The sequence below is a fragment of the Mycoplasma sp. CSL10137 genome (genome assembly GCF_017116845.1).
In the GTDB taxonomy this organism is placed as follows: domain Bacteria; phylum Bacillota_I; class Bacilli_A; order Mycoplasmatales; family Metamycoplasmataceae; genus Mycoplasmopsis.
On the sequence record NZ_JAFIRE010000004.1, the window covers coordinates 1 to 17,293 of the forward strand.

Annotated in this window: 15 protein-coding genes; 12 read left to right on the forward strand and 3 right to left on the reverse strand. The window is 25.2% G+C overall.

The window, feature by feature from the left end; all coding sequences use genetic code 4:
- The first annotated feature begins 195 nt into the window (after window positions 1-195).
- The 12 genes from JXZ92_RS02445 to JXZ92_RS02500 all read left to right on the forward strand — a co-directional run bounded on the left by JXZ92_RS02445 (window position 196) and on the right by JXZ92_RS02500 (window position 12,577).
- Window positions 196-2,022: an ABC transporter permease gene (locus JXZ92_RS02445; protein ID WP_205852196.1), complete on the forward strand. Its 1,827-nt coding sequence runs from the start codon at window positions 196-198 to the stop codon at window positions 2,020-2,022.
- Complete coding sequence (locus JXZ92_RS02450) at window positions 2,022-2,738, forward strand: ABC transporter ATP-binding protein (RefSeq protein WP_205852197.1); 717 nt, start codon at window positions 2,022-2,024, stop codon at window positions 2,736-2,738. The genes JXZ92_RS02445 and JXZ92_RS02450 overlap by 1 nt, the downstream gene beginning before the upstream one ends.
- Window positions 2,716-3,729 (forward strand): hypothetical protein, encoded by a 1,014-nt coding sequence (locus JXZ92_RS02455; protein WP_205852198.1) that lies wholly within the window; start codon window positions 2,716-2,718, stop codon window positions 3,727-3,729. Before JXZ92_RS02450 ends, JXZ92_RS02455 begins: the two co-directional genes overlap by 23 nt.
- Window positions 3,716-4,582 (forward strand): aromatic motif membrane protein, encoded by an 867-nt coding sequence (locus tag JXZ92_RS02460; RefSeq protein WP_205852199.1) that lies wholly within the window; start codon window positions 3,716-3,718, stop codon window positions 4,580-4,582. Before JXZ92_RS02455 ends, JXZ92_RS02460 begins: the two co-directional genes overlap by 14 nt.
- Window positions 4,569-5,564: an aromatic motif membrane protein gene (locus JXZ92_RS02465; protein WP_205852200.1), complete on the forward strand. Its 996-nt coding sequence runs from the start codon at window positions 4,569-4,571 to the stop codon at window positions 5,562-5,564. The genes JXZ92_RS02460 and JXZ92_RS02465 overlap by 14 nt, the downstream gene beginning before the upstream one ends.
- Window positions 5,565-5,712: 148 nt before the next feature.
- Complete coding sequence (locus JXZ92_RS02470) at window positions 5,713-6,186, forward strand: hypothetical protein (protein WP_205852201.1); 474 nt, start codon at window positions 5,713-5,715, stop codon at window positions 6,184-6,186.
- Window positions 6,138-6,938: a hypothetical protein gene (locus JXZ92_RS02475; protein ID WP_205852202.1), complete on the forward strand. Its 801-nt coding sequence runs from the start codon at window positions 6,138-6,140 to the stop codon at window positions 6,936-6,938. The genes JXZ92_RS02470 and JXZ92_RS02475 overlap by 49 nt, the downstream gene beginning before the upstream one ends.
- Before the next feature lie 91 nt (window positions 6,939-7,029).
- A complete protein-coding gene (gene trpS, locus JXZ92_RS02480) occupies window positions 7,030-8,046 on the forward strand; it encodes a tryptophan--tRNA ligase (RefSeq protein ID WP_205852203.1) in 1,017 nt (338 codons plus the stop codon).
- On the forward strand, window positions 8,033-9,778 hold the full coding sequence (thrS, locus tag JXZ92_RS02485; RefSeq protein ID WP_205852204.1) for a threonine--tRNA ligase: 1,746 nt from the start codon (window positions 8,033-8,035) through the stop codon (window positions 9,776-9,778). Before trpS ends, thrS begins: the two co-directional genes overlap by 14 nt.
- On the forward strand, window positions 9,771-10,208 hold the full coding sequence (locus tag JXZ92_RS02490; RefSeq protein ID WP_205852205.1) for a hypothetical protein: 438 nt from the start codon (window positions 9,771-9,773) through the stop codon (window positions 10,206-10,208). Before thrS ends, JXZ92_RS02490 begins: the two co-directional genes overlap by 8 nt.
- Before the next feature lie 114 nt (window positions 10,209-10,322).
- Window positions 10,323-12,143, forward strand: a complete 1,821-nt coding sequence (gene mnmG, locus JXZ92_RS02495; protein ID WP_374962898.1) for a tRNA uridine-5-carboxymethylaminomethyl(34) synthesis enzyme MnmG — start codon at window positions 10,323-10,325, stop codon at window positions 12,141-12,143.
- On the forward strand, window positions 12,143-12,577 hold the full coding sequence (locus JXZ92_RS02500) for a 23S rRNA (pseudouridine(1915)-N(3))-methyltransferase RlmH (protein WP_205852207.1): 435 nt from the start codon (window positions 12,143-12,145) through the stop codon (window positions 12,575-12,577). Before mnmG ends, JXZ92_RS02500 begins: the two co-directional genes overlap by 1 nt.
- 177 nt (window positions 12,578-12,754) lie before the next feature.
- On the opposite strand, the gene JXZ92_RS02505 is transcribed toward JXZ92_RS02500, so the two are convergent.
- The 3 genes from JXZ92_RS02505 to JXZ92_RS02515 form a co-directional block, all read right to left on the reverse strand.
- Window positions 12,755-13,528 (reverse strand): MAG0110 family membrane protein, encoded by a 774-nt coding sequence (locus JXZ92_RS02505; RefSeq protein WP_205852208.1) that lies wholly within the window; start codon window positions 13,526-13,528, stop codon window positions 12,755-12,757.
- A gap of 64 nt (window positions 13,529-13,592) precedes the next feature.
- Window positions 13,593-15,659 (reverse strand): transglutaminase domain-containing protein, encoded by a 2,067-nt coding sequence (locus tag JXZ92_RS02510; RefSeq protein ID WP_205852209.1) that lies wholly within the window; start codon window positions 15,657-15,659, stop codon window positions 13,593-13,595.
- A gap of 134 nt (window positions 15,660-15,793) precedes the next feature.
- On the reverse strand, window positions 15,794-16,897 hold the full coding sequence (locus JXZ92_RS02515) for a hypothetical protein (protein WP_205852210.1): 1,104 nt from the start codon (window positions 16,895-16,897) through the stop codon (window positions 15,794-15,796).
- Between the last annotated feature and the right edge of the window lie 396 nt (window positions 16,898-17,293).

Sequence of the window (17,293 nt, forward strand, 5' to 3'; positions counted from 1 at the left end):
TGTATTTAAGACATTTTAATGAATTATTAATTACTATTCAGTTTTCAAAGAATAAGCCCAGAAGGGCATTTTTTTATTTCTTTTTTGTCAGAGATGTTAATTAATAAAAAAATATAAAAATATTTTGTTATTTAGTGCTTAATATATAATATTATTATATATTACTAACTAGTAATATGATAAACGAAAGGAAATATGAAAAATACAAGAAATTATATTCAATTTTTGCATAAGGTTATTCTAAAAAAGAAAAACTCAATCATAATACCGATTATTATAATTTTATTAATGCTGATTATTACAATAGTTTTTTCTCAAATTAATTTAGATAATAACAAAATTAACATTATTTTTTATATAACTATTGCTATACAATTGATTTTTACAATATTTTTTTCTTCACTTAAATCTATAAATATTTTTAAAGATTTAAGTGAAGATGGACTAGAATTATTAACTTTTTCAAAACCATTATCAAGAAAAAATATCATTTTTGGAAAAACAATAGTAAATATTATTATTGGGTTATACTGAACAACAATGATCACTCTTTTAAATATTTTATTAGCAAGTGTTTTAAATCATATGTGAATTATAAAGACATTATATACAACTTTTTTAACTATTTATTTAAGTTATATTCTTTTCGGAAATGTAAGTTTATTAATAGCGTATTGATTCAATTCTAAAATAGCCTTAACGTTACCTGTTGTTTTATTTAGCCCCTTAGCCTTTGGCGGAACTCTTATATCAGGTAATACAACCTCGGTGAGTGATAATTTTGCTTTTTACTTAAATACTGAGCATAAAAAAAACCCTTCCGGAAACTTAGTTAATGCCGAAATATTTTATTTAAATAACTACTCTGATAATTTTTATATTGTTCCAAATGGTATGAATAATAAAGAATTTAGAAATGATCAAAAAGTTTTCTTAAACGAAGCATACAAAATTGCTAAAAATGCTCCAAAAAGCTGACAAATATACTCATTGTTAGCAACCCCGTATCAAATGTTAGATACATTTAATTATGATGATGTAAATGTATTTAATCTTTTTAGTGGAACAAAAATCAATAATTTAGAAAAATATTTCAATTATAATAATAATGAAAGTTTTATATATAACTACTCTTTAAAACAAAATTCTGATTTAGAAAAATATAAAGTGGAAGAATTTAATGAAGACGGAACTCTTAAAGGAGTTTCTAATAGTGTTTATTTAGTGCCTGGATTATTAAAAAATCAATCTAATATACCAGGATTAGAAAATAGAAACATAATTTACGCAAGAGAAAAAGCAGATTCGTTTAAATTTTTATTCCCTGAAGATCAATATGTTTACTCTTCGGCTGATAATTTAGTAGGTGAAATTCAATGGAATTATTTAAGAGAATTATTAAGTGATAAGGTTTTTATTGATTACGTAACTAAATTTTATGATGAATTTATAAACACAAATAGTAATTTAGTTGATCAAAGAGATATTAAAGTAACTTTACTTTCAAAAATCGAACAAATTATTAATGATGAATCAAGTGATTTAAATAGATTAGAAACTAATTCAATAGTTTTAAATCCGAAATCTCTTCAAACTAAAGAAATCAAGAATATTACAGAAAAGAAAATTTATTTAGGTATAGCTATTTTATATTATGCTTATTTTAATTTTATGAACACTGAAAATCAACAAATAGTAGATTCAATTTTAATTAATCCAGTAGATGAGTTAGAATATACTCCAACACAATTAACATTACAAGTTGGTGATTTTAAATATAATATTGGTGGTTATAGTCAATACACACCTAAACAAGAAATAGGGGATAATAATAAAATTATTATTAGATACGAATTAACTAAATCAGATAACTATTTATTTCAAACAAGTAATGAAGTTTTTGAATTATCAAGGACTAATAAAGTAGTTGATAAAAATATATATTGATTAATATGAATAGCAATTATTAGTGTACTTATTACAATTAATAGTGTTTTATATTATAAAAAGGATTATAAATAATGAATGATAATATTTTAGAGGTTAAGAATTTAACGAAAATTTATAAGAGTGCGAATAAAGAAAAAACTGGAGTTTTTTCACTAAATTTTGTTGTTAAAAAAGGGTCATTTCACGCTTTTATAGGAGAAAATGGTTCTGGTAAAACAACAACTATTAAGTCAATAATAAGTTCATATGTAAATTATACTGGTGAAATATTAATAGATAATTCTAATGTTAAAAATAATCCAACTATTAAATCTAAAATCGGTTATGTGCCAGAAAGTGCTATTTTTCCAAAAGAATTAAACACTAACGAATATTTACTTTACTTAGGTTGTTTAGGTTCTTTGTCTAAAAAAGTAGTTCAACAAAAAATAGATTATTTATTAGAAAAATTTGAGATTAAAAGTTTACAATACAAGAAACCATATGATTTCTCTTCAGGACAAAAGAAAAAAGTTTTATTAATCCAAATGTTACTTAATAATCCTGAATTAATAATCTTAGATGAACCAGCGGCAAATTTAGATCCAACGGCTAGATATCAATTATTTAATCTTTTAAAAGAGTTGCATTCAAAAGGGACGACAATTTTCATTAGTTCACATATATTAAGTGAAATTGATAAATATGTTGATTCGTTTACTCTTATTCACAAAGGAAAAATATTATTTAACGGGCCTAAAACTACAAATTTAGAAAAAGTATTTTATGAAAAAGTTATTAAAAATTAAAAAAATTTTATTAGGGACTATTTCTTCAACAGTTGCTATTTCTATATTAACCGCCGCACTTATTATTTCATCTAAAACAAATAATGAAGATAAGAATAATTACAAAAATTATTTATATAATAAAAAAGATGAAAATATATACCTTAAAAATTTAGCTAATACTTTCTTTTTTAGCAAAGACTTGGGCGAAACTTTTAAAAATGAATATTTTTTAAATCAAAATAATATTAATAATGATTATTTTGACGAACTAAATGTTTCTTTGACTTATTCACCTTTTTCTATTGTTAACATTTTAGATAAAGCAAAAGAAATTAAAATAAAGTATGCTAGACAATCAATAGAAATATTAAATAATTTATTAACAAATAATTGATTCTGATATTTAAATAATTTAGATTCGATGTTATTTCAATTCAATCCTTTTGACAATAAATATAAAGATAATGTTAATGATAAAGGAAAAACTGATAAAACAAATGTCAATGAATTTAAGTCATTATTAAAACAAAATAAATTATTTTATAAAATTCATTCTAAGGATATTAAAGGTTTTAAATTTTTTGACTTACCAAACTTACAAGAAGATATATATACTAATAAGAAAATAGGCTTTGTACAAATTTCAAATAATGCTTTAATTCCTTTTTTTGCATATAATAAAAAAGATGAAAATATTTTACAAATAACACCAGATTTATTTGTTTTTGATAGTGATTTGAGCGATAAAAATATTTCGCAAATGTTTGAATTGTTTATTAAACTTAGAAATCAAAGAATAGAAGAGGATATTAAATATTTTAAAAAAATTAAATCCAACAACTATGATGAGAATATTAGTTATAAAAAATATAATGATGTATCTTTATTCCAAATTTTTAATAGCGAAAATTATTCTGAATTATTTTTTAAAGAAATATTTGAATTTAATAGATTAAATAAGAGTATCAAAGTTAAAAGATATACATGAGGTTTTAATGAAAATAAATAAATATTTAACTGGTTTTTTAATATCAATATTAATGCCTTTAAGTTCTGTATCATGTGCCGACTTTTCTCAATCTTCCAGAAATAAACTAAGTCAAAAAATATTATTATTAGACGAAGTTAGCGAAAAAACGATAGATAAAAATAAAACTAAAACTGAAGATATTTTAAATAGAATACTGAATCAACTTTTTAAAGGTAATAAAATTAAAATATTAGATTTTTTGAATTCACAAAAAATAAACGAAAAAATAATTTTGGAAAAATTTATCCAGAACCAAAAGGAATTTAGTAATTTAGATGATAACAATTCAAGGATTGAGTTTGCAAAAAAACAAAGAGAATTCTTTTCTAAAAACTGATATTTTTTCTTAACTCATATTAATCAATTTGAATTTAATTTTCTAGAATATGTATTTGATGGATTGCAAAACGGAAATACCGCAAGCGAAGAATATAAAAAAATTATTCAAAATAAAAAAAATGTTGATACTTTTTCGTTTCAAAATATTTTTTTAGAAAAGATAAGAGTAGGGGATGAATCCATCGAGATATCAAACACTAACATTTATTATATTTTAAAAGAAAAAATGGTATTTAGATTAAGTGTAAACGATCTAGATCAAGATCAACCGACAATAAATATTTTGCCTATGATTTGATATTTTCCTGAATCAAAAGCTAAGTCTATTTCATTGGCATTAGTTTCTTCTATTGTTCATACATTGTTTATACATAACTATCCGTCTGCATTTTCTGAATTTGAAGAAGTAATGGTTAAAGAACAAAGATACGGAAGCCCTATTTTTGTATTTCCAACCATTTTATTTAAAGGAGCCGAAAATGAAAAAAAGTAAAATTTTAAAAATAGTTTTTAGTTCTTTTATTTTTAGCCTACCCTTACTAATGTCCCTTTCGTGTTCAAATACATCTACTAATGTGGAGAAATTGCAATCCGCTCAAAGTTTTATTAAAAAAAATGATGAAAATAAAGAATGAGAAAATTTTATTAATCAAAAATATATAAAATTAATTTTAGAAAGATCTTTTAATTCTAAAGATGAAATTCGAAAATATATTCAAAATCAACAAAGTATTGAGGAAAAATATTTTGATGATATTAAAATTGCTTCAAGATTTGGCAATAATATAATCTCTGATTTCGATGATGAAACCAGTTTTTTTAGCAACGGAAAAAATTTTATTACTGAAAAGTCCGCCGATATAAAAGAACAATTATATTCAAAAAATTGATTATTCTTTCTTTTTAATATAAATCGCTTTAATTTCTTTCACTTTTCAGATATTGAACCCGATAAAGCTTTTAAAGAAGATTTTATAGAAGATTTAGAAACTAATAAAAAAATATTTAATGATTTCTACAATCCAAAAAAATTACAAATTATTGACGCAGCGATACAAGAATATGATTTAAGAGAATTTTCAGTTAAAAACTTTGAAAAAAATCCAAATTCTTCAACTTACAAAATAAAAGAGACGATTTATAAATATGAAGATAGAATATACTTTTTATCAGAAGAAGGATATATATATTTTATAAGAGTTTTTGGAACAAAAAAAGTAACAAAATACAATAATAACGAAGTAATTGAAAGGAAAAATGTTGATAGAGTTTATTTAAACCAATATCTTTATTCATTTCCTAAATTGATTTTAAGTAATGATAAATTAAATGATTTTGATCTAAAAAAATACATTGATACTGTCGCGCCTTGAGAAAGTTCTAAAATAAAACCTAGTGATGCAAAACGTACATTATTTGTTGAAGAATACGGAGGTGAAACTTTTAGATACACATTGATCGATGTAATTAAATAAAAATATTCAACACAAAAAACTATATTATTTTTATAGTTTTTTGTGTTTTTTACTTTTCATCTTTTCCTTTAACGCTATATCATAGTATTAAAATTTTGTAATTTAAAATCTATGGTAAAATAGTTATCAAAAATAGAGAGAGGTAAATATGAATAAATATACAAAATCATTATTATTTTTAGGTTTTATGAGTTCTTTTGCAACACTTGCAAGTTGTACATCAAATATCACAAAAAAAGAAGAACTAAAAAGTGACATGCCAGACAAAAACTTAAATGACAAAAATGAAATGAAAAATAACAAGCCTTCTAAAGATAAAATAGAAAATGATAAGTCGCAAACTAAAGAAAACGAAATTGAATCAATAAACGAAGATAGACATATGCAAAATGATGGTTCACAAAGTAAAGAAAATGAAATTGAATCGATAAACGAAGATAGACATATGCAAAATGATGCGTCGCAAACTAAAGAAAACGAAATTGAATCAATAAACGAAGATAGACATATGCAAAATGATGCGTCGCAAACCAAAGAAAATGAAATTGAATCGATAAACGAAGATAGACATATATGCAAAATGATGCGTCGCAAACCAAAGAAAATGAAATTGAGTCAATAAACGAAGATAGACATATGCAAAATGATGCGTCGCAAACCAAAGAAAATGAAATTGAGTCAATAAACGAAGATAGACATATGCAAAATGATGGTTCAAAAGATAACGAAAAAAACAACGATCGATTGATAAGTTCAATTTTGTTTTTAAATTTGAGAACAATCACTTCATCTGTTTTTACTTCTTATTCTAATGAAAATGATTTTCTAAAATATAAATACGTTAGAGAGGCTGAGAGTATTTTAAGTAAAATAGTTGCACTTAATCTAGATACACATAAAAATGAAATAGAACAAGGATTTTCTTTATTAAAGAAATATAAAGAGATTATAGAAAATAATAAAATTGACATGAATTTTGTTGATCAAATTTTGGAAAGTTCAAATGTCGGTCATGGACATGCTGATTATTCTAATTTTTTCAAATTACTTGATAATGAATTGAATAATTTGCTTAAAAATTTTGATTACAATCAAAAGGAATTTAGAGCAATTATAATAATGATAATTTTCAAAATATTAGAGCAAATAATTGAAAGTAATATAGATTATACTTACTTATTCGAAATCGAATATCAATTAACTCACTATGGAAAAGATGAAAAAAACAAAAAATATAGTGAAGAAATGAAAAAAATTTATAGCATTGTTTCTAAAACAATAGAATTAAAAGGAAAGTTAACAAAAGAAGAATTTGAAAAAATAAATGATATTTTATCTGATATTAATTCAAAAATGAAAAATCAAAGAGTATAGGTCTTTGGTTTTTTAAATTTAATGTTAAATACAATATATAATTTCAAATTGTATTATAATTTAATTAATAATTAAATTATTGGAGAAAAATATGAAAAAAACATTACTAAGTGGTATAAAACCCACAGGTAGCTTGACATTAGGTAATTATATAGGTGCTATTAAAAATTTTGTTTTAATGCAAAAGGAATATGATTCATACGTTTTTGTTGCTGATTTACACGCATTGAGTACAGGCGTAGTTGATCCTGTTGAATTTAATAAAGCACGTAAAAGCATTATAGCAATGTACATTGCATGTGGACTAGATTATGAAAAAACGACTTTATTTTATCAATCTGATATTATGGCAACTGGTGTTTTACAATGACTTTGTACATCTTTAACAACTATTGGTGAATTATCAAGAATGACTCAATTTAAAGATAAATCTAGTAAAATGAAACAAGGTAACGGAACTGAGAAAATACCAACCGGTCTTTTGATGTATCCTCCTTTAATGGCTGCAGACATTTTGCTTTATAATACAGATGTTGTACCGATTGGAGAAGATCAAATTCAACATTTAGAATTGACTAGAAATATAGCTGAGAGATTCAATTCAAAATATAATTTAGATTTAAAAATACCAACCGGTTACGTTCCAAAAGTTGGAGCAAGAATTAGATCTTTAACAGATCCAAATTTTAAAATGTCTAAGTCAGATTCTAAAAGTGAAAAATCTATAATATATTTACTTGATGATCCTGATAAGGCGTATTCTAAAATTATGAAAGCAGTTACTGACTCAGAAAATAAAGTTTATGTTTCAGAACAAAAACCTGGCGTGTTGAATTTATTAAATATTTATGCTTCAATTAAAGAAATTAGTTTAGAAGAAGCGGAAAAAATATTTGCTGACTATAATTATAAAGACTTTAAATCAGCAGTCGGAAATGCTGTTAAAGATTTATTAATTGATATTCAATCTAAATATTACAAAGCTCTTGAAATTGTTGACCAAATAGCAAAAAATGGTGCGAAAAAAGCTAATATTATAGCAAACAAAACTTTATCAAAAATAATGAAAAATATTGGTTTTGAAGGAGAAATAAATGAAAGCAAATAAGCAATTGAATCATACTACAAGCCACCTCTTAGGTGCTGCGGTTGAGAAACTTTTTCCTAATGTGAAACTAGGATTTGGTCCTGCAACTGATGAAGGTTTTTATTATGATTTTGAGTTTTTAGATCCATTGTCTGATTCAGAATTAAATAAAATAGAACGTTTAATGAAAAAACTTGCTTCTAGAAATTTAGTAATGAAACAAGTATCAGAAGAAGAATATGATTTAACAAATAAACCTTATAAACAAGAATTGTATAATGAGTTAAAAGCAGCGGGAAAAACAATAACATTTTATTCGTTAGTTGACCCACTAAATAAGGAAGTTATTTTTACTGATTTATGTGCAGGAAACCATGTTGAAGATACTAAAAACATCAAACATTTTAAACTTTTAAGTCTTGCCGGTGCATATTGAAGAGGTAATTCTGATAATATTCAATTAACAAGAATATACGGTACTTCTTGAGAAACAAAACAAGAATTAGATGAGTATTTAGCAATTTTAAAAGACAGAAAAGAAAGAGATCATCGTAAAATAGGTAAAGAAATGAAACTTTTTACTTTTAATAAATTGGGTGGGCAAGGTTTACCTTTTTGATTAGAAGATGGTATGGCTATTCATAATGAAATTCGTAATTTAGTTTTAAAAAATGACCGTAAATATGGGTTTACCGAGGTTTTAACACCACATTTTGGTGAAGAGGAATTATATAAAATTTCAGGTCACTTATCTCACTATAAAGATGATATGTTTAAACCAATTGTTGTAGAAAATGAAAGATTAATTGCACGTCCAATGACGTGTCCGCATCACATAATTTGTTATAACACAGAAAAACGTTCATATAGAGACTTACCGATTAGATATAGCGAACAATCACAATTATATCGTTATGAGAAATCTGGAGCTCTTACAGGTCTTGAACGTGTTCGTGGAATGCTATTAACAGAGGGTCATTTATTTGTGCGTAAAGATCAAATAGCACAAGAATTCAAATCAATGTATCAATTAATTAAAGAAACACTTGAAGCATTTAAAATAAAGATTGATTATGTTTCGTTATCGTTGAGAGATCAAAATAACAAAGAAAAATATTTTGATGATGATAATATGTGAAATGAAGCAGAAAATGAATTACGCAATGTTCTAAATGATCTAGGTGTTAAATACGAAGAAAAAGTTGGAGAAGCTGCTTTTTATGGTCCGAAAATGGACATTCAAATTTTCACCGCTTTAGGTCATGAAATAACCGTTTCAACATTACAGTTAGACTTTTTATTACCAAGAAAATTTGGAATAACATTTACAAATTCGCAAGGTCAAGATGAAACTCCGGTTATGATTCACCGTGGATTAATCGGTACATACGAAAGATTTGTTGCGATATTAATTGAACAAACTAAAGGTGTTTTACCGTTTTGACTTGCCCCAAAACAAATAACTGTTATTCCTGCAACAAATTCAGAAGAAGATTTTAATTATTCAAAATTAGTTAATGATAAACTTTTTTCATTTGGATTTAGATCAAAACTAAATTCTTCTGAAGAAAGATTAGGAAAAAAAGTGCGTGAAGCACAAATATCAAAATCTAAATTCCAAGTTATTTTAGGAGAACAAGAAAGAACTTCGAACACTATTTCGTATCGTAAATATGGCGAAACCGAAACAACTACGGTTTCACTTGATGACTTTATTAATTTATTAGAAAGACTTAAAGAAACACGTGAATAAGAAAATATCATGAATTTTTAATATTTTATTTACTTTAAGTGTAATTGCATTAGTTTTAATTTCTGGAAGAATAATACCTTGGCATTTAATCGAACAAACAAAAAGTTTGAATTTAAACTATTGAGTAAGAATTATTCTTTCGACATTATTTAGCATTATTTTTATTATTGGCGGATTTTTATTAGCAACATATTATTATTACAAATTTAAAAATTTGTCATGAGTTATTTTGGTTGTAGGAATTACTAATACACTTATGTGAATTCCATTTGTTAATGATGATAAAAGTTTTCAATGAGTTTGATATACAGGTGATGTTATACCTGTTGTAATTGTATTTGTGATAATTTACTTTTTATCTATTAAATTTATAACGAACCAAAATATAACTAAAATAAGAAAATTCTTAAAAGTTAAATCCTCTTTCTAAGATTTAAAAATATAAAAGTTAAAAACAACGTCCTTTTTTACGTTATTTTTAACTTTTTTTACCTCTTTTTACAATAAAATATTAAATTTGGTAAAATATTAAATTATGTTTAAGATAGAAAAAAAATATGACGCAATTGTAGTTGGTGGTGGTCACGCAGGTGTCGAAGCCACATTTGCTTTAGCGAACAAAGGTCATAAAGTAGCGTTAATTTCTTTCGATTTAAATCGATTAGCTATGATGCCATGTAATCCTTCTATTGGAGGACCGGCTAAAGGTATAATTACAAGAGAAATAGATGCTTTAGGTGGAGTTCAAGGTTATTTTTCTGATTTAGCAATGATTCAAATAAAAATGCTAAATGAATCAAAAGGACCTGCAGTTAGAGCACTAAGAGCACAAATTGATAAAGATAAATATTCAAAGATTATTTACGAAGCACTCGAAAAACATCCTAATATTACCTTAATTGAAGCTGTTGTCGAAGAAGTTATAACAGATCAAAACAATACATTTAAAGGTTTTCAAGTTGAAGGGATTGGTCTAATAGAAGCAGGAGTTGCCGTTATTACAACAGGTACTTATATGAATTCTAGAATTTTACGTGGAGATGAAATTACGATAAGTGGACCCGACAACCAAAAAACTACACCTAAATTAAGTAAATCACTCGAAAAACTAGGTTTAGAACTACAAAGATTAAAAACAGGTACTCCTGCAAGAGTTTACGCTGACTCCATTGATTTTTCAGAGGTTGAGAAAGAAGTTTTAAACGATACTGCACTAACATTCTCTTCACGTTCAGGTGTTAAATTAGCAGAACAAATTTCATGTTACTTAACATATACAAACGAAGAAACACATAAAATAATTGAAGATAATATTTCTAAATCTGCAATGTATTCAGGTTTAATTAAAGGAATTGGACCTAGATATTGCCCAAGTGTCGAAGACAAAGTAATGCGTTTTAGGGATAAAGAACGCCATCAAATTTTCTTTGAACCAGAAACAGCTGACGGAAGTATTATTTATGTTAATGGTATGTCTACATCTATGCCAATAGATGTTCAAGATAAAATGTTAAGAACTATACCAGGACTTAAAAATGCAAGAATTCAAAAATGAGGGTATGCAATTGAATATGATGCATTAAACCCTTTACAAATTTCAAGTTCATTAGAGTCAAAGGTTATTGGTAATTTGTTTACTGCAGGTCAAATTAATGGAACAAGTGGATATGAGGAAGCTGCCGCCCAAGGTTTAATAGCGGGTATAAATGCGGGTCAAAAATTAGAAAATAAAGAACCTCTTATTTTAAGAAGAAGTGATGCTTACATTGGCGTTTTAATTGATGATTTAGTAACAAAAGGGACTAAAGAACCTTATAGAATGCTTACAAGTAGAGCAGAATATCGTTTATTACTTAGAAATGATAATCCTGATATTAGATTATCAAAACACGGTCATAATGTTGGTTTAGTTAATGATAATGATTATAAAAAAGTTATTGATAAATATGATTTAATCAATAAAAAAATAGATGAATTATCAAAACAATTTGTTTCATCTAAGAGCGAAATTGGAATTAAATATAAAATTGAAAATGGTGTTTCAATGTTAAAAGCTTTAGCTAGACCAGACGTTGATGCTAAAGATATTTTAGGTGATTTTGAATTTAAAAATGAATTAACAACAATGGTTCGTTTAGATGGTTATATTAGAAAACAAGAATCATTGGCAAATCGTATGTCTAAATTAGATAACTTTAAAATACCTGATAATATTAATTATCGTCAAGTAGCTAATTTAGCTACAGAAGCAATGCAAAAACTTGAACAAATTAGACCTAAGACTGTCGGTCAGGCTTCGCGTATCTCGGGAATTAACCCTGCAGATATTCAAATGTTAATGTTTCATATAGCTTCTCAAAAATAATGAAATTAAATATTGTTGCAGTAGGCAGTTTATCTAAAGAATATCAAGTCCTTTTTAATGATTATTTAAAAAAAGTTAACTTTTTTGCTAAAGTTAACTTAATAGAAATTAAAGAACAAAAAATACAAAATATAGAATTGAAGAAACAAAAAGAAACAGAATTAATATTAGAAAAAATACCAAAAAATTCACAAGTCATTTACTTATCTACCCAAGCTAAGCAAGTTACATCAGAAGAATTTAGTGAACGTATTACTAATACAGATAATATAACTTTTGTAATCGGAGGATCAAATGGAGTTATAGAAACATATTTTAGTAATAAGTTAAATTTTTCTAAAATGACTTTTCCACATCAACTTTTTAGAGTGATGCTCATTGAGCAAATATATAGAGCATTTACAATTAAAAATGGAATTACATATCATAAATAAAGTAAGTGATTACTTACTTTTTTATATAAATAGTAGTGTTTTTAAAAGCAAAAAATATTTATGTCTAATAAAAAAGCAACAAGCATTAATAAGTGTTGGTGCTTGTTGCTTTGTTTTTGCTAATATTAAATGTTTTAATATTATTTTTAAGTACTTTTTATAAAAGTAATATATCTCTTAATTATCTCTTGAAAAAGATAAAAGTCTTAAAATATGTATTAACATTGATGACGTGTTAACAAATAATCTAGTTGCCAAATTAATTGCGTAGCTATATATTTGAGAATTTGAAGATACATAAGCAAAGTTTTGAATTTCTTTTTTTACATAGTAAAACTCAAATATTGTTGCTCCTGATATAAAAATGACACTTAATAATGAATAATATCATTGAACTTTTAAGACAAAGAAAGAAACAAAAAATAATATCATTAAGGCAATTCCGAGTAATGTCATTGTTATTTTAAGTATATGCTTATTAATTAGTTCGAAATAACCTATCGTAGCACAAACCATTAAAATTAATAATGGTAAACAGGATATTAAAAGAAAGTTTGTATAACTAAAAGTGTTATTGGTTGCATTTATTGATGAAACTCTTTCGTTTGTTTTGAAAATAAATAAAAATCCAGTTATTATCGATGTTCATATTATTAAATTAAAAATAGCGAGTAACGATGATTTTAGTAAACTCATATTATTGTTTCTAATAAAAAACGAAATTATAAAATTAGAAACAACACCAAATAATATTAAACCTAATGCTATAAAAAATACTCGTCCACTATATTTAGAGCTATATAACATTTTTTCTAATATAGAACTTCCTAAAATGGATAATAATATTGTTAAAATAAATAAAAATGCATAAATAAAAGTTGTTATAAAAATAACTTTTCTAGCACCGGTGTATGTTTTGCTTTCAGTAAAGATTTTTTTAATGTTTTCCATATTTTAAATTATATTATTTTTTTAAATTAAACAAAAACTTCCTTTATATAAAAGGAAGTAATTTTTAATTATTTTCAATAACTTCATATTTAAATGAATGTTTTTTTGCGAAGTCCTCTACGTATTTGTTATGTTTGTAAGTCTTAAGAGTTATATTTTTAACTTGTCAAAAGGCATATTCACTAATATTTTCAATTGTAGATGGTAAAATAACATATTCTAATTTTTTAAGTGTGTTAAATGTATAATCTACAATATTTGTGATTCCCTCGTTTAATTTAACTGTTTTAATATTATCTTTGAAAGATATTTCTTGTCCTTGGAATTTAACATTTGGATGCACAACTAAATTTGTCAGTCCATTTGGTATTGATATTATTTGTGAAAAGTCGTTGTTGTATAAAACTCCTTTAAATGAAGCGAAAGAATAATTACCTGCCTCAACTTCAATGCTTTCAACAACGCTTGACTCAAATAATTCTTTTCCATCATTTAATGTTGATGTTTCTTTTGGTATTACGACATTTTTAACATTTAAATTATTAGGAGTCATCAATATTTTTTCAAAGTTTTTACTATATAGAATACCATCTTGTGAAGCAAAAAAATTATTATCCTTTGAAACATCAAAAGCGTATGTGCCTTTAGTTCCGGGGTATTCAATGTGTTTTACAAATTGTGGTATATGTAATGTTCTTACTTTGTCATTATTTAAAATAGTGTCCGAAATATTTTCTACAACAATTTCATCTAATTTATCTGGTATATTAGGGTTATCTACTAGTGCATTTTTAACTGATAATCCGTTTCAGTATTCATATATTACATTTTCATTACTAAAATCTAAATCTAAAACACGTTCCACCATATGATCATTTGAAATTTCTTTAGGTGATAGTCTAAAATATCTTTGGTCAATAACCCCTCAAGTTGTGTCCGAAAAGAATCATTCATTAGTTTCAGGATCTTGTATTGCATTTCATTGGTGAGCTCCCGCAGAAGATCAACCAATAACCATAACTGTTTTAATGCCTAACAAATCTAAAAATGCCTTATATAATATACTATACCCACCACAAACGGCATATAAATATTGTTTAACTTCATATGGGTTTAATTTGGCTTGATTAGCTTGTCTGGCATATTGTACGTTTTTTGTAATTCAATTAAACACAAGTCTTACTTGATTTTTTTTGTTTGTTTCACCTTTTATAATAGTTTCATTAAGAAATTGTCTCAATTCTTCCTTTTGATGTAAGGTATAGTTATTTTGATTGAAATCAGTTATATTTCCTTTTGCAAGATCGATGAATTCTAAAGCTTTTTTATTTACTAAAGATCTAACAGGATCTACATTTGTATTTCCATCTTTGGTAGATTTTTTTATAGCTTCAAGTTCAGGGTAGTTACTGTAATCATTTTTAGGTGAAGATTCCTCTTTTTTAATATTATTTTTGTCAAAATTTCCTGCATAGTATTCAGGCCTAGTGTCCTGGTGAGTACTTAAAGTATTTTTTAATTTAGTAATTTCATCGAACTTATCTTTTAAATCGTTTAGAGTTTTATTGTATTTTTCTAATTCTTGTTTATCAAATTTAAGCGGAGTTTCTAATCGATCAAAATCTTCATTAATTTTATCTATTGAATCAAATAACATTTCGTATTTATACATTATGTTTTTTTCTAATTTAGCTTCATTATACAAATTTATAAAGTTTTTGTGTTCATTAATTATATTTTCGTATGCTTCTAGTACGCTTTTTTTAACGTTTTGATCATCTTCTTTAGATTCATTATTAGTTTCATCATCTGAGTTTGAATAACCTTCACTTGAATTACCACGATTATTTTTCTGACTGTTATTATTTTGAGTGTCACTAGAGCTTGCTTTGTTACTATTTTTTTCTTCTGCTCCTCTAGAATTATTGTTTATTATCTTATCGTTATTTAAATTTGAAATATCTTGATTTTCTGAATTATTTTGTTTTTCTTCAGAATGATTTTTATTTGAAGAATCATTAGTTATAACTTTGCTTTGTTGTTCTTTTGTTGGAGAACATGAAATTAAAGTCACAAAACTTGTTCCTAATATAGGGATAAGTAGACTTTTAAGTATTTTATTTTTTTTCATTTTACTTCCTTATACAAACTTTAAGTTTAAAAACTTACTTTAATTATAATATACAATCGAATAATTATGTTTTTTTAAAATAAATGGTTTTTTCTTGCAAAATAAAATAGATCGCTAGGATCTATTATTAATAATTATTCTTGAATTGTTGATGTTGTAGAAGTTTCTTCATCCGGTTGCGCTTCTTCGCTTGTTTCTGTTTCATCAGAGTCTTTTGATGTAGTTTCTCCGTTTGTATTTTCGTTATCAATAGCTTCTTTTTTAACTTTTATATCATCTACAATTTTTCTTATTTCAGCCTTAAAATTATTAGCATTGTCTTCTGAAAGTGTTTCTTTAGCTTCTTTAAGTTTTTGCTTAAAATTCTCAAGATTTTCCATTAATTCAGTTGAAAGTGATTTATATTTTTCATCAGTTAGTTCATCTGTATCATAATCATAAGCTTCTAAAATTATGTCTTCTATTTCGCTATATATTTTTTTTATTTTTTCATCTTCAGGATTTTCTTGTTTTTCTTCTTTTGCAGTGTTAGAATTTGATTCTTCACCTTCTTTTTGTTGTTTTTCGGTTTCTTTAGTTGTGTCATCATTGCTTGAATTTTCAGAATCAATAGCTTCTTTTTTAGCTTTTGTATCTTCTAAAAGTTCATTAATGCGATTAATGAAATTTTGAGCTTTTTCATTTGTTAAATTTCCTTTAAAATAACCGGTTTCCTTTTGTATATTATTTATTCCTAAATTTAACTTATCTGATAGATCTGAATATTTTCCATCTTCATCCTCTGTAAGGAAATCGTAGTATTCTCAAGCTTCGTTTAATTTTTTGCTTGCTTGTTGTTTTAAAGAATTTTCGTCTTCATCTGAGCCGCTTGAGCCACCTGATCATACTGAATCTGAACTGTTAGAATCACCTTTAAGTAATCCAACTAAATTTGATAATTTTGAAGAACCGAAAATTCCGTTTTCTTCATCATCGTCACCTTCTTCATCGTCAGAATCTGAATTTACTTCGTCGGTTGTTTTAGTTTCTTTTGATTCATCTTTTTCGGAATTATCATCCGAATTTGTAATTAAATTAAGTGTTTCTGTTTCTTTTTCGTTATTTTCTTTTGTAGTTTCTTTACTTTCTTTTTCTTTTGAAATATTAGATTCTGCTTGATTTGAACATGACGCAACAACAATAACACTTGATCCCAATAGTGGGAGAAGTATTTTTTTTAATAATTTTATTTTTTTCATTATTTCCTCGTTTATTTATTTTTTATTATGTAATTGTCATTTAAATTAATATGACTTAGTATATGAAATTAAATTTTTAATTTTATATTACCGACCAGTAATATAAACAAATTATACAACATATAATTTAATGCTTAAAATATTTTTTAAATAATTAGATATTTTTGCAATGTGTTTTTAGCATATTGAAAAATGTGACTTAATTTAAGGTAAATAAACTTGTAAATATTATTTATAAAAATGCATAAAAATGATAAAATAATAAAGCATAAATTGAGCACAGCAGTTTATTATAGCTAAGAAAAATTTAACATGTCAAACTTTGTTAGTAGATTAAGCTGTTTAGTTGAAAACATTAAGTTAAACTTTAATAGTTAGAAATAAACCCTCATCCTA